General features: G+C 71.4%; 9 protein-coding genes. All 9 read left to right on the plus strand.

Annotated elements, in window-relative coordinates:
- The first annotated feature begins 22 nt into the window (after positions 1-22).
- From NYF13_RS18710 to NYF13_RS18750, 9 genes are read left to right on the plus strand one after another with little or no spacing between them, the layout of a single operon-like run.
- A complete protein-coding gene (locus NYF13_RS18710) occupies positions 23-235 on the plus strand; it encodes an MbtH family NRPS accessory protein (protein WP_315658429.1) in 213 nt (70 codons plus the stop codon).
- A 2-nt stretch (positions 236-237) separates the two neighbouring features.
- Positions 238-1,995 (plus strand): non-ribosomal peptide synthetase, encoded by a 1,758-nt coding sequence (locus tag NYF13_RS18715; protein WP_315658431.1) that lies wholly within the window; start codon positions 238-240, stop codon positions 1,993-1,995.
- Positions 1,992-8,051: a non-ribosomal peptide synthetase gene (locus NYF13_RS18720; RefSeq protein WP_315658433.1), complete on the plus strand. Its 6,060-nt coding sequence runs from the start codon at positions 1,992-1,994 to the stop codon at positions 8,049-8,051. The genes NYF13_RS18715 and NYF13_RS18720 overlap by 4 nt, the downstream gene beginning before the upstream one ends.
- Positions 8,048-9,352: an MFS transporter gene (locus NYF13_RS18725; protein ID WP_315658434.1), complete on the plus strand. Its 1,305-nt coding sequence runs from the start codon at positions 8,048-8,050 to the stop codon at positions 9,350-9,352. Before NYF13_RS18720 ends, NYF13_RS18725 begins: the two co-directional genes overlap by 4 nt.
- On the plus strand, positions 9,264-9,680 hold the full coding sequence (gene panD / locus NYF13_RS18730; RefSeq protein ID WP_396287616.1) for an aspartate 1-decarboxylase: 417 nt from the start codon (positions 9,264-9,266) through the stop codon (positions 9,678-9,680). The genes NYF13_RS18725 and panD overlap by 89 nt, the downstream gene beginning before the upstream one ends.
- Positions 9,667-10,674 (plus strand): 2,3-diaminopropionate biosynthesis protein SbnA, encoded by a 1,008-nt coding sequence (gene sbnA / locus NYF13_RS18735; RefSeq protein ID WP_315658436.1) that lies wholly within the window; start codon positions 9,667-9,669, stop codon positions 10,672-10,674. Before panD ends, sbnA begins: the two co-directional genes overlap by 14 nt.
- Positions 10,668-11,681, plus strand: coding sequence for a 2,3-diaminopropionate biosynthesis protein SbnB (gene sbnB, locus NYF13_RS18740; RefSeq protein WP_315658437.1), 1,014 nt, complete (start codon positions 10,668-10,670; stop codon positions 11,679-11,681). The genes sbnA and sbnB overlap by 7 nt, the downstream gene beginning before the upstream one ends.
- Positions 11,678-13,384, plus strand: coding sequence for an amino acid adenylation domain-containing protein (locus NYF13_RS18745; protein ID WP_315658438.1), 1,707 nt, complete (start codon positions 11,678-11,680; stop codon positions 13,382-13,384). Before sbnB ends, NYF13_RS18745 begins: the two co-directional genes overlap by 4 nt.
- A complete protein-coding gene (locus NYF13_RS18750; protein ID WP_315658439.1) occupies positions 13,381-14,658 on the plus strand; it encodes a condensation domain-containing protein in 1,278 nt (425 codons plus the stop codon). Before NYF13_RS18745 ends, NYF13_RS18750 begins: the two co-directional genes overlap by 4 nt.
- The last annotated feature ends 45 nt before the right edge of the window (positions 14,659-14,703 follow it).

Consider the following 14,703-nt stretch of genomic DNA (forward strand, 5'->3'; position numbering starts at 1 on the left):
GCACCCTCCGAGAGGACCTGGCATGAGCGAAGAGCAGACCGACACGCGGATCTACCGCGTCGTCATGAACGACGAGGAACAGTACTCGATCTGGCTGGCCGACCGGGAACTGCCCGCGGGCTGGCGTGCCGAGGGCACCGAGGGCCCACGCGACGTGTGCCTCGAGCACATCGGTGCCGTGTGGACGGACATGCGGCCGCGCAGCCTCCGCGAGCGCATGGCGGCGGGAAAGTAGCCATGCGGGTGCACGAGCTGGTCGAGGCGCAGGTCCGACGGACCCCGCGGGCGCGGGCGGTGACCGCCGATGGCGCTTCGGCGTCCTACGCGGACCTGAACGCGGCGGCGAACCGCCTCGCCGCGGACCTGCGCGGGCGGGGCGCCCGCCCGGGTGCCGTGATCGGCGTGAGCCTGAACCGCGGGGTCGACCTGGTGGTGGCGCTGCTCGCGGTGCTGAAGGCGGGCGCCGCCTACCTGCCGCTCGACCCGGGACTGCCCGAGGAACGGCTGGCGTTCATGCTGTCCGACTCGGGCGCCTCGCTCGTGCTCGCCGCGCCCGGCACGTCCTTCGGGGACGTACCGGTGCTGACCCGGTTCCCGGCCGGCGGTCCGGCCGAGGACCTGGGGCCGGCCGGTTCACCGGACGATCCCGCGTACGTGATGTACACGTCCGGGTCCACCGGCAGGCCCAAGGGCGTCGTGGTCGGTCACCGCGGTGTGGTGAACCGGCTGCGGTTCGGACTGGACCGGTACCCGCTGACGGCGGCGGACCGCGTGCTGCAGAAGACGCCGTTCAGCTTCGACGTCTCGGTACCCGAACTGTTCTGCCCCCTGGCCGCCGGCGCCACCCTGGTGATGGCGCGGCCGGGCGGGCACCGGGAGCCGGCCTACCTGACATCGCTGATCCGCACCGAGGGGATCACGAGCATCCACTTCGTGCCATCGATGCTGCGGCAACTGCTGGCCGAACCGTTCGAGGCCCTGCCGTCGGTGCGGTACCTGTTCTGCAGCGGCGAGGCGCTGACCGCAGACCTGGTCGATGCCGTCCACACGCGGTTGTCGCTGCCGGTGCACAACCTCTACGGTCCGACCGAGGCGTCGATCGAGGTCACCGCCGCGGAGTGCGGGCCGGGTGAACCGGTGACCATCGGCTCGCCACTGCCCGGCGTGACCTGCCACATCGTGGACAGCTCGCTGCGAGAGGTGCCGGACGGCGAGTCCGGCGAGCTGCTGCTCGGCGGGATCCAGCTGGCCCACGGCTATCTCAACCGGCCCGCGCTGACGGCCGAGCGTTTCGTGCCGAACCCTTTCGGCTCGGGCGACCGCCTCTACCACACTGGTGACCTGGCCCGGCGCGGCACCGATGGGCTGATCACCTACCTCGGCAGGCTCGACGACCAGGTGAAGGTGCGCGGCAACCGGGTGGAGCCGGGCGAGATCGAGGCCGCGCTGGCGGCCCATCCGGCGCTCGCGGCGGCGGTCGTGACGTTCAGGTCCGGAGAGCTGGCCGCGCACCTGGTGCCGCGCGGCACCCGGCCGCCGGTGGCGGAGCTACGCGAGTTCCTGTCCCGGTCGCTGCCCGAGTACATGGTCCCGGCCCGCTGGCACGCACTCGAGACGGTACCGGTGACGGCCAGCGGCAAAGCCGACCGCGAGGCATTGCCCACCGATGCGCCCGAGTGGGAGGAAGTGACCTACGAGCCGCCCACCGGGCCGGTCGAGGAGGTCATCGCCGAGGTGCTGGCCGAGGTCCTGGGTGTGGACCGGATAGGCCGGCAGGACGACTTCTTCGACCGTGGCGGCCACTCGCTGCTGGTCACGCGGGTGGTCGCCTTGCTCGGCGAGCGCTTCCCGGTCGATCTGCCGGTGACCGCGCTGTTCGAGCGTCCGACCGTCGCGACGCTCGCCGCGACGGTGCACGAGGCGGTGGCCGCGCACGTGGCCACCCTGTCCGAGTCCGATGTGGACACTATGCTGGCCGAGGGGTCCGACCGATGACCACGACTGAGTCCCGCAGGCAGGAACTGCTGGACCGGCTGCTGTCCGGCGCGAATCCCGCGCCGAAGCAGGCCGAGATCCCCACCGTCCCCAGGAACCACACACTGCCTTTGTCGTCCTCCCAGAGACAGCTGTGGTTCCTGGACCAGCTTCGCCCCGGTGCCACCGAGTACGTGATGCCGTTCGCGTGGCGCCTGTCCGGGCCCCTGGACGTGTCTGCGCTGCGCCGCGCGCTCACCGAGATAACCGCGCGCCACGAGATCCTGCGCACCCGCTACACGACGGAGGCGGGCGAACCCGCACAGGTCGTCCTGCCCCCGGCCCCGGTCGACCTCCGGGACGCGGTGAGTGTCGATCCGAAATCCTTCGACACCATCGTCCGGGACCTCACCACCACCCCGTTCGACCTCGCCGCCGACGCTCCCGTCCGCTGGACGCTGCTCGCGACCGGGCCGCACGAGCACGTCCTCCTGCTGGTCATCCACCACATCGCGTTCGACGGCCAGTCCGCCGCGGTGCTGGCCCGCGAGCTCGGCGCCCTCTGCACCGCACCCGGCAGCCTGCCCGCGCCCGCGGTCCAGTACGCCGACTTCGCCGCGTGGCAACGGGACCAGGCGCACGGCCTGGACTACTGGCGCGACCGGCTCGCCGGGCTCACGCCGCTGGACTTGCCCACCGACCGCCCACGCCCGCCGGTGCTCGACCCGCGCGGCGCGACTACGCGCTTCACCATCCCCGCGCCCGTCGCTGGCCGGGTTCGCGAGCTGGCCAGGGCGCACCGGGCGACGCCGTTCATGGTGCTGCTGGCCGCTTTCCAGGTGCTGCTTTCCCGGTACTCCGGTCAGACCGACATCGCCGTGGGCACACCGGTCGCCGGTCGTGCCCGGCCCGAGACCCACGAGGTGCTCGGCTGCTTCGTCAACACGGTCGTGCTGCGGGCCGACCTGACCGATGACCCGTCGTTCCCCGAGCTGCTGGCGCAGGTCCGCGAGACCACGCTCGCCGCGCTCGCGCACCAGGACACCCCGTTCGACCGCATCGTCGACGACCTCGCCGTGGACCGCGACCCGTCCCGGAACCCGTTGATCAGCGCGATGTTCGTGCTACAGAACACCGACCGCGCCGACTTCACCAGTGGCGCGCTCACGGGCACCGCGGTCCCGGTCGACTGGCACTCCGCCAAGTTCGACCTCACGCTCTACCTGACCGAGCAGCCGGATGGAAGCATCGCGGGTGTCGTCGAGTACGCGACCGCGTTGTTCGACCGCGCGACCGCCGAACGCGCCGGCGGCCACTACCTCCGGCTCCTCTCCGATACGGCCCGCCTGGAGCTGCTGACCGAGCAGGAGAACCAGCAGCTGGTGGGGTGGAATGGGACGGTGGTGTCGTTTCCGGGGGGTGTGTTGCCGGAGGTGGTGGGGCAGCAGGCCGCGCGGACCCCGGAGCGGGTGGCGGTCCGGTTCGGGGGCGCGGGCCTGACGTACGCGGAGCTGGACCGGCGGGCGAACCGGCTGGCTCATCATCTGATCGGTCTCGGTGTCGGACCGGAGGACATCGTCGGTGTCTCGCTCGAGCGCAGCCTCGAGCTGGTCGTGGCGCTGGTGGGCATCCACAAGGCGGGTGCGGCGTACCTGCCGATCGATCCCGGCCATCCGCGGGACCGGATCCAGTACCTGCTCACCGACTCCGGCGCACGCACGATCGTGACGGCGGAAACGTTCACCACGCTGGACGGGCCGGTCACCGACCCCGGGGTCACGGTACTGCCCGGGCACCCCGCCTACGTCATCTACACCTCCGGCTCCACCGGACGGCCCAAAGGCGTGGTGATAGACCACCGCGCGATCATGAACCGGCTGCGGTGGATGCAGGCCGAGTACGGCCTCGACGGCACCGACCGGGTGCTGCAGAAAACGCCCTACACCTTCGACGTGTCGGTGTGGGAATTCTTCTGGCCGCTGATCACCGGCGCCACCCTGGTCCTCGCCGCACCGGGCGGGCACCGCGATCCCGCCTACCTCGCCGACCTCATGACCCACGAGGACATCACGACCGTCCACTTCGTCCCCTCCATGCTCCGGGCGTTCCTCACCGAGCCCGTCGATCACTTCCCCTCGCTGCGCCGGATGATCTGCTCCGGCGAAGCACTGACCGCAGACCTCGTCACCGCGGTGCACGAGCGCCTGCACTGCCCCCTGCACAACCTCTACGGCCCGACCGAAGCCGCCGTCGACGTCACCGCGACCGAATGCCACCCCGGCCACCCCGTCACCATCGGCCGCCCCATCGCCAACACCCGCACCTACATACTCGACCCCGACCTGCGCCCCGTGCCGATAGGAGTACCAGGCGAGCTGATGCTCGCAGGCATCCAACTCGCCCGCGGCTACCTCAACCAGCCCGCCCTGACCGCACAACAATTCATCCCCAACCCGCACCACACCCCCGGCGACCGGCTCTACCGCACCGGCGACCTCGCCCGCTACCGCCACGACGGCACCATCGACTACCTCGGCCGCCTCGACCACCAAATCAAAATCCGCGGCCAACGCATCGAACCCGGCGAAATCGAGACAGTCCTCACCCAGCACCCCGACATCACCACCGCCGCCATCACCATCCACAACGGACAACTCGCCGCCTACATCACCCCAGCACACCTCAACCCCGACACCCTCCGACACTACCTCCACACCCACCTCCCCGACACCATGATCCCCACCCACTGGACCACCCTCCACACCCTCCCCCTCACCACCAACGGCAAAATCAACCGCACCGCACTACCCACACCCGGTGCGCACCGGCCCGCGACCGGCAGCGTCGCGCCACGCACGCCGGTGGAGCAGCGGATCGCCCGGGCCATGGCCGAGGCCATCGGTACCACCGAAGTCGGTGTGCACGAAAGATTCTTCCGCATCGGCGGGGACTCCATGCGCGCCATCCGCGTGGTCGGCCGGCTCCGCCAGGACGGCCTCGACATCTCCGTGCAGGACGTGTTCCGGCACCAGACCGTAGCCGGGCTGGCCGCCGCCGTCACCCCGCGCACCACGGCCGACCACCGCCCGGCCCCGTTCGAGCTGATCGACGCAGCCGACCGGGACGAGCTCCCCGGGGACGTCGTCGACGCGTACCCGCTGTCGATGGTGCAAGCAGGCATGGTCTACGAAATGCAGACGGGCCGAGGCCGCTACCTGAACCGGCTGAGTTACCCGATCCACGACGACGCCCCGCTTTCGGTGCCCGCGCTGGTCGCCGCGGCGCAGCTCCTGGCCCGGCGGCACGAGATCCTGCGCACCTCGATCGACCTGGACGCCTACAGCCGGCCGCTGCAACTCGTGCACGCGGAGGCGGAGATCCGGTTCGGGCCGGCGACGCCGGAACTGCACACGCCCTCGCTGCTGGCTCTGCACGCGGAGCCACTCGACGGCCACGGCTGGCAGCTGTCCATCGTGTACTGCCATCCGATCCTCGACGGCTGGAGCCAGAACTCACTGGTGCCGGAGCTGCTCGGCTACTACCGGGCCATCCGTGACGGAGGCGAACCCACGCCCGAGCCGCCGCCCGCGGTCCGGTTCGCCGACTCGGTCGCGCTCGAGCAGGCCTCCCTCGCTTCCGGCGCGGACCGCGACTTCTGGGCGTCGCGAGTCGCCGGGGAGCCACTGGCCATCCCGCAGACATGGGCCCCCGCCAAGCCCGAGTGGCGTGCTGTCCGAGTCGACACGGCCGACCTGACACCGGGCCTGCGCGCGGTGGCGACCGAGGCCGACGTGCCGCTGAAGAGCGTCCTGCTGGCCGCTCACCTGACGGTGCTGAGCCTGGTCAGTGGCAGACGCCGGTTCCACACCGGGCTCGTCTGCAATGGCCGGCCAGAGCTCGACGGCGGTGACCAGGTCCGTGGCATGTTCCTCAACACCGTGCCCTTCGGGGTCGACCTCGAGCAGCCGACGTGGGCGGCGCTGGCCCGGGTGGTCTTCGCCGAGGAGGTCGCGCTCTGGCCGCACCGCCACTTCCCGCTGCCCGCCATGCAGCGCGAATGGGGTGGGGGCGCGCCGCTGGTCGACGTGTTCTTCAACCACACCGACATGCACGTGCTGGCCGGTGAAAGCATCGGTCTCGACGGCATCGAGGACACCACGCCGAACGAGTTCGGGCTCTCGGTCTCGACCGAGCCCGGTGTCCTGGTACTGGAAAGTGAACGGATCGACGCCAAGCGCCTGGACCTGCTCGCGGCGGCCTACCGGCACGTGCTCGCCTCGGTAGGCGCCGGCAGCGACCCGCGCGCGTGCCGTCTGCCCGAAGCCGAGCGGTCAGCGTTGCTGGAGCGGTGGAACGACCACGCGGCGCCGCTCCCGGAGCGAACTGTGCCGGAGCTGTTCGCGGACCACGTGGCCCGGAACCCGGCCGCGCCCGCGGTGGTGTCGGACGCGGGCTCCCTGACCTATGCCGAGCTGGATGCGCGGACCAATCAGGTCGCCCGCCACCTGCGTGGCCTGGGCGTGGGTCCGGGCACGCGGGTGGGCGTCCGGCTCGACCGCGGGCCCGACCTGGTCGTGGCCTTCCTCGCGGTGCTGAAGGCGGGTGGCGCGTACGTGCCGCTCGACCCCGCCTACCCGGCGAGGCGCGTCGAGTTCATGCTGGCCGACGCCGGTGCGACGGTGATCCTGGACCAGGCACTGCTCGCCGCAGCCACCGGGCCGGCCGATCCGGTACCGGTGACCTGGACGTTGGACGACCTCGCGTATGTCATCTACACGTCCGGCTCGACCGGCACCCCGAAAGGCGTGCTGATCCACCACCGCGGCCTCGCCAACCACCTGGCCGCCATGGCCGCCCGGCCGGGCCTGGCCGCGGGTCAGGCGATCATGGGCCTGACGACCATCTCGTTCGACCCCTCGGTGATCGAGCTGTTCCTGCCGCTGGTGACCGGCGCCCACGTGGTGCTGGCCGACGACGAGCAGGCCCGCGACCCCCATCGGATGACGGCGCTGATCGACGCGGCCGGCCCGCAGGTGCTGCAGGCGACGCCGGTGACGCTGCGGATGCTGCTGGACTCCGGCTGGGTGCCGCGGGCAGGCCTGAAGGTCCTGTCCGGTGGGGAGAAGCTGCCCGGCTCACTGGCCCGGCGTCTCGCCGAAGGCGGCGCGACGGTGTGGGACCTCTACGGCCCGACCGAGACGACCGTGTGGGCCACTATGGCCAGGCTCGACGCGACCGGCGCGGTCGCCGAATGGACCGCCGACCTCAACTCGGTCGTGCACCTGCTGGGCGAACGGCTCGAGCCGGTGCCGCTCGGGGTGGTCGGCGAGGTCTGCCTCGGCGGCACGGGCCTCGCCTGGGGCTACCGCAACCGGCCCGAGTCGACCGCGGCCGCGTTCGTGCCGAACCCCTTCGGCGGTGGCGACCGCCTCTACCGCACGGGCGATCTGGCGCGACGGCGGCCGGACGGCTCGCTGGAGATCCTCGGCCGCGCCGACGACCAGGTGAAGATCCGCGGCCACCGCATCGAGCCGGGTGAGATCGAGGCGGCGCTGCTGGCGCACGAGGCGGTGCGCGCGGCCGTGGTACAGGTCGTCGCGGACCAGCTGGTGGCCTACGTCGTACCGGAGGCGCCGGCCGGCCTGCACGACCGGTTGCTGCGGGTGCTGCCCGACTACATGGTCCCGTCCGCGTTCGTGTCGATGGCCGAGTTCCCGCTGACCCCCACCGGCAAGGTCGACCGCAAGGCGCTGCCCGCGCCCGACGCGAGCAGCGAGGTCACGGCCGAGGGCCCGCGCACGCCCGTCGAGGAGGCCGTCGCCGCCGCCTGGTGCGAGGTACTGGGCCGGGAGCGGGTGGGCGTCCACGACAACTTCTTCCGGCTGGGCGGCCACTCGCTGCTCGCGACCCGGGTCGCAGTCCGGCTGCGGGCCACGCAGGGCGTGGACGTCCCGGTCCGCGCGCTCTTCGACCACGGCACCGTGGCCGGGCTGGCCGCGGCGCTGCCCGGCTACCCGAAAACGGCCGAGTCCGGGGTGCCGGCCCTGTCTGCCCGGCGACGCGGGAGTGCCCGATGACCGCGACCCGGGAGCCGGAGATCACGCCACTGCGCAAGAACCGCGACTTCCTCCTGCTGTGGTCCGGATCCGCGGTGTCCGTCCTCGGCTCGACCGCGTCCACGGTGGCGTACCCGCTGCTGGTGCTGGCGACCACGGGCTCCGCCGCGGACGCGGGCGTGGTGGGCTTCGTGGCCCTGCTCCCGATGCTGTTGTTGCAGATCCCCGCCTCGGCGCTGGTCGACCGGTGGGACCGTCGGACCGTGATGATCTGGTGCGACGCGATCCGCGCCGCGGCCCTCACGACCATCGTGCTCGCGCTCGCCGTCAACCGGCTGTACCTGCCGCACATCCTCGTGGTGGGCTTCGTCGAGGGCACCGTGTCGGTCACCCACGAGCTGGCGGCGGGCGCGGCCGTTCCCCACGTCGTGCACAAGAGCCAGGTCTCGGCGGCCTTGTCCCGCAACGAAGCCCGCGAACGCGGGGCGACGATGCTGGGCACACCGCTGGGCGGCATCCTGTTCGGCCTCGGCCGGGCCGTGCCGTTCGTGCTGGACGCGCTGACCTACGTGGTCTCGCTCGTGACGCTCCTGTTCATCCGCAGGGACTTCCAGACCGGGAAGCCGGAGCACGAGGAGCGCCACGTCCTCGACGGCATCCGCTGGTTGTGGCGCAACGAATTCCTGCGCACGGCCACCTTTCTCATCGCGGGCAGCAACCTGCTGTTCCGCGCCATGTTCCTGATCGTGGTCGTGATGGCGGGCGACCTCGGCGCGTCGCCCGCCTGGATCGGCGTGCTGTTCGGCGTCGCCGGTGGCGCGGGCTTGCTCGGCTCGCTCGCCGCCGACCGGTGCCGGCGCCGGTTCGACCTCGCGACGATCGTCATCGGCGCGAACTGGCTGTGGGCGGTCCTGATGGTCGTCATCGTCGCCACCGGCAACGTGTACGCGCTGGGTGCCGCTTACGCGGGCATGTGGTTCGTCGGTCCGTTGTGGAATGTCGCCGTCACGAGCCACCAGCTCGAGATCACCCCTGACCATCTGCAGGGCCGGGTGCTCGGAGCGGTCGGCGTCCTCGCGTTCGGCGCGGTCCCACTCGGTTCCCTCATCGGCGGCTACACCCTGGACCGGCTCGGCTCCGACGCCGCGGCGCTCGTCTTCACCGGCTGGATGGTCCTGCTGGCCACCGCCGCAACCCTGTCCCGATCCGTGCGACAAACCAGGAGGCACAACCGTGTTCCGCACGATGCTCAAGTCCAAGATCCACCGGGCGACGGTGACCCAGGCCGACCTGCACTACGTGGGGTCGCTGACGATCGATGAGGACCTGATGGACGCCGCCGACCTGCTGGCCGGCGAGCAGGTCACCATCGTCGACATCGACAACGGCGCGCGGCTGGAGACCTATGTGATCACCGGTGACCGGGGCAGCGGGGTCATCGGCATCAACGGCGCCGCCGCCCGGCTCATCTCCCCCGGAGACCTCGTGATCATCATCAGCTACACCGGAGTCAGCGACGCCGACGCGAAGTCCCTCGTGCCCAAGGTGGTCATGGTCGACGCCGAGAACCAGCCGATCGGCTGCACCTCCGACCCGGCCGAACCGGTGCCCGGCACCAGGACCACGCGGGGTGACCGTGTCGCACGCTGACGGTGTGCTCGGCACGATCGGCGGCACCCCGCTCGTCGAGCTCACCACGCTCTTTCGCGACAGTCCGTTCCGGGCCTTCGCGAAGCTAGAGGCGCACAACCCGGGAGGTTCGATCAAGGACCGTTCAGCGCTCGGCATGCTGCTCGGCCGCATCCGCGACGGGCGACTCGTGCCCGGGCGGTCAGTGGTCGTCGAGTCGAGCTCGGGCAACCTCGGTATCGGACTCGCCCAGGTGTGCGCCTACCACGGGATCCGCTTCGTCTGCGTCGCCGACCCGCGCACCAACTCACAGAACATCGCGATCATGCGCGCGTTCGGCGCCGAGGTCGAGGTCGTCACCGGCACCGACCCGGTCACCGGCGAGTACTTGCCGGTGCGCAAGGCGCGGGTGCGGGAGCTGGTCGCGCTGCTGCCACACGCCTATTGCCCGGACCAGTACGCGAACCCGCTCAACCCGCTCGCGCACCGCACGACCATGCGCGAGATCGTCGACGACCTGCCCGACGAGCTCGACTTCCTGTTCTGCGCCACCAGCTCCTGCGGAACGCTGCGTGGCTGTGCGGAGTACGTGCGCGCACACGAACTGCCGGTGACGATCGTCGCGGTGGACGCGGCGGGCAGTGCGATCTTCTCGCCGCCGACCGCGCGGCGGCTGATCCCCGGGCACGGCGCGGCGGAACCGCCGAAGCTCTTGCGCGCTGGTCTCGCCGACGAAGTCGTGCACGTCGATGACCTCGACTGCGTGCTCGCGTGCCGGCGGATCGCGACCCGCGAGGCGATCCTCGCCGGCGGCTCGTCCGGCGCTGTCGTCGCCGCGCTGGAGGGCATGCGCGACCGCGTTCCGGCCGGCGCGACCTGCGCGCTGATCTTCCCCGACCGCGGTGAGCGCTACCTGGACACGATCTACGACGACGACTGGGTGACCGGCAACTTCGGCGACGTCGCCCACCTGTGGAAGGAACCCGAACCGATGATGGGGGCTGCGGCATGCTGATCCTGGGTGCCCACGATGTGCGGCGCGTGCTCGACGGCGCCGACGCTGCCGTGCTGGACACGGTACGGCGGGCGTACTCGCTGCACGCCCGAGGGCGGACCGCGGTGCCGCACTCGGTGTTCCTGAACTTCCCCGACGACCGGCGCAACCGCATCATCGGGCTGCCCGCGTACCTCGACGACGAGGCACCGGTGGCCGGCGTGAAGTGGATCTCCTCGTTCCCCGGCAACATCGGCAACGGCCTGGATCGCGCCTCCGCGGCGATGGTCCTGAACTCGATGACCACCGGGCACCCGGAGGCCCTGGTCGAGGCGTCGACGATCTCCGCTCGGCGCACCGCGGCGAGCGCTGCGGTCGCCGCGTCGACGCTGACGGGCACCACCCCGGACACCGGTGTGTCGCTGGTCGGCTGCGGTGTGATCAACTTCGAGGTGCTGCGGTTCTTGCTGGCCGCACTGCCCGCGATCGACTCCGTGACGCTGTTCGACCTCGACGAGGCGCGTGCCGCCGCATTCGCCGCGCGGGCGACGGTCAGCTGGCCGCGCCTCAAGGTCGCCGTGGCGACGCGGATCCAGGACGGACTCGGCGCCCACACGCTGGTGTCCTTCGCCACCACGGCGACCGTGCCGTACCTGACCGGCGAGCACCTGCGGCCGGGCACGCTCGTGTTGCACTTGTCGCTGCGCGACTTCCTGCCCACGGTTGTGCTGTCGGCGGTGAACGTCGTGGACGACGCGGATCACGTGTGCCGCGCGTCGACGTCGCTGCACCTCGCCGAACAGGAGACCGGCGACCGCCGCTTCGTCACCGCGGCCCTCGGTGACCTGCTGGTGCCCGGTGCGCGCTCTCCGCGCCGCGAGGACCTGCTGACTCTGTTCTCGCCGTTCGGGCTGGGCGTGCTCGACCTCGCGCTGGCCGATTTCGTGCGCCGCGAGGCGGTCCGCCGGCAGCTGGGCGTCCAGGTGCCGTTCCTGCCCTCGGAGATGCCCCCGGAACCGCGGTCATGACCACGCTCACGGAGCTCTTCCGGCAGCAGGTGGCCCGCACTCCCACCGCGGTAGCCGTGCGCTGTGCCGGAACCTCGGTCAGCTACGCCACGCTCGACCGGCGCGCGAACCAGCTCGCGCACCACCTGATCGGACTCGGTGCCGGCCCGGAGTCGGTGATCGGCGTCTCCCTGGAGCGAGGCGTGGAGCTGGTGGTCGCGCTGCTGGCGATCCACAAGACGGGTGGCGCGTATCTCCCGCTGGACCCGGACTACCCGTTGCCGCGGATCCGCTACATGCGTGCGGACTCCCGGGCGGAGACCGTGATCACCTCCGCGACGTTCGCGTCGCTGGACGGGCCGGACCACGACCCGGCGGTGCCGGTGCTGCCGGCACATCCCGCGTATGTCATCTACACGTCGGGGTCGACCGGACGGCCCAAGGGTGTGGTGATCGACCACCGCGGCATCGTGAACCGGCTGCGGTGGATGCAGGACGAGTACGGTCTCGGCGCCGACGACCGCGTACTGCAGAAAACGCCGTACTCGTTCGACGTGTCCGTGTGGGAGTTCTTCTGGCCGCTGATCACCGGCGCGGCGCTGGTCGTGGCGCGGCCGGGCGGGCACCGCGATCCGGCGTACCTGGCTTCGGTGATCGCGGCGGAGGGGATCACCACGATCCACTTCGTACCGTCGATGCTGCGGACGTTCCTGGCGGAGCCCGTCGGCGCGCTCCCCTCACTGCGGCGGCTCCTGTGCTCCGGCGAAGCCCTGACAGCCGGCTTGGTGGCCGACGCGGCCGGACGCATCGGCTGCGAGGTGCACAACCTGTACGGGCCGACCGAGGCGTCGGTGGACGTCACCGCGATCCGATGCCTGCCCGGTGAGCCCGTGACGATCGGCCGGCCGATCGCGAACACCTGCGTCCGGATCGTCGACGCGGACCTGGACCCGGTACCCGAGGGTGAGCTGTGCATCTCGGGTGTGCAGCTGGCCCGCGGTTACCTGGGGCGGCCCGGGCTGACCGCCGATCGCTTCGTGCCGAACCCGTTCGGCGACGGCGACCGCCTCTACCGCACGGGCGACCGGGCTCGGTGGCGTCCCGACGGCACGATCGACTACCTGGGCCGGCTCGACCACCAGGTGAAAATCCGCGGCCACCGCGTCGAACTGGGCGAGGTCGAGTCGGTGCTGTGCGGCCACCCGGCCGTGCACGCGGCGGCCGTGACCGTTCACCGGCCCGGCGACCTGGAACCACGGCTGGTCGCTCATGTGGTGCCCGTCGGGCCTGCGGACGTGGCGTCGTTGCGGGCCCACCTCGCCGGGCAGCTGCCCGAGCACATGGTGCCCGCGTTGTTCCTGATCCTGCCGAAGCTGCCGCTGACCCCCAGTGGCAAGACCGATCGAGCCGCGCTGCCCGCACCGGGCGGCACCCGCCCCGAGCTGCGCGTCGCGTACGCGTCTGCCCGGTCAGCGACGGAGGCCACGCTGGTCGAGGTCTGGGAGCAGGTGCTCGAGATCGCGCCGGTCGGCATCCGGGACCCGTTCCTCGAGCTCGGCGGGCAATCCCTGGCGGCGGCACGGATCTGCGCGCGGGTGCGGCAGCGGTTCGGCGGGCACGTGTCGGCCGCCGACCTGCTGGAGGCAGTCACCGTGGAACGGATGGCCCAGCTCGTCGCGGCTGCGCCCGCCGGCCCGCCTCCGATCACGCGGATCGGCTCATGAGTTCCTCCACTGCCGACGGTTTTGCCTTGTCGTTCGCGCAACAGCGGCTGTGGTTCGCCCATCAGCTCGCCCCGGACAGCATCGCGTACAACATGTACGAGGCGTACCGGCTGCTTGGCCCGCTGGACCTCGACGTGCTGCAGACCGCGGTGACGAGCACAGTGGCCCGGCACGAGACGCTGCGGACGACCTTCCAGTCGTCGCGTGGGGTACCGCACCAGGTGATCGGCGAGCCCTCCGTCGTGGTCGAAGAGGTGGCGGATCTCGACGTGGTGATCGGTCGCTCATTCGCACTGGATCGCGACCCGCCGTTGCGCGTCGCGGTGCGGCCGCTGGGTCCCGACGACCACGTCCTGCTGGTCGTGATGCATCACATCGTGTCGGACGAGCAATCGATGACGGCGTTCTGGCGCGATCTCAGCGAGTTCTACCGCGCCCAGGTCACGCACACTGAAGCCGAGCTGGCGCCGCTGCCGGTGCGGTACGTGGATTACGCGGCTTGGCAACGGGACTGGCTGTCGGGTGGCCTGCTCGCGGACGAGCTGGACCACTGGCGCCGGGAGCTGGCGGGTGCGCCGCCGGTGCTGGAACTGCCGGCCGACCACCCGCGCCCGGCCCGCCAGTCGGACAACCGCGGCACGACGTCGTTCACGCTACCGCCGTCGACCGTGCACGCGATAGGGGTGACTTCCCGCGCTGTCGGGGCGACGCCGTTCATGACCTGCCTCGCCGCCTTCGCCGCACTGCTCTCGAAGGCCGCGCCGGCCGACGATGTCGTGATCGGCACGTTCGCCGCGAACCGGCCGGCAGTCGAGGTGGAGGCCATCGTCGGGTTGTTCGTGAACACCCTGCCCTTGCGCGTGCGGGTGGGCACGGACCCTACGTTCGAGGACCTGCTGTCGACGGTCCGCATGGCCGCGACGGACGGCATCCGGCACCAAGAGGTCCCGTTCGACCAGGTGGTGACGGCGATGCGGCCTCCGCGTGACCTGTCGCGCAACCCGGTGGTGCAGGTGGCGTTCCAGTCGCTGCAGCCGCTGACCGGCCGGGTCGCCCTGCCGGGGGTGACGGCCACGCCGCACTCGGCGGGCCAGTGCGGCGATCCGTTCGACATCCGTGTGTCGCTCCGCGGCGCCGAGGGCGAACTGCACTACGCGGCCGACCTGTTCACCGCCGAAACCGCTGCGGCGCTGGCCGGCTGGTACGTCCGGATCGTCACCGCCGCGGCCGAGTCCCCCACCCTTCGCACCACACAGCTACCCCAGGCGCACTGAAAGAATATGGGGGCGCGCACCCACTGTGCACCGACCCGAACCCAC

The organism is Amycolatopsis sp. PS_44_ISF1 (assembly GCF_032335455.1).
Lineage (GTDB): Bacteria > Actinomycetota > Actinomycetes > Mycobacteriales > Pseudonocardiaceae > Amycolatopsis.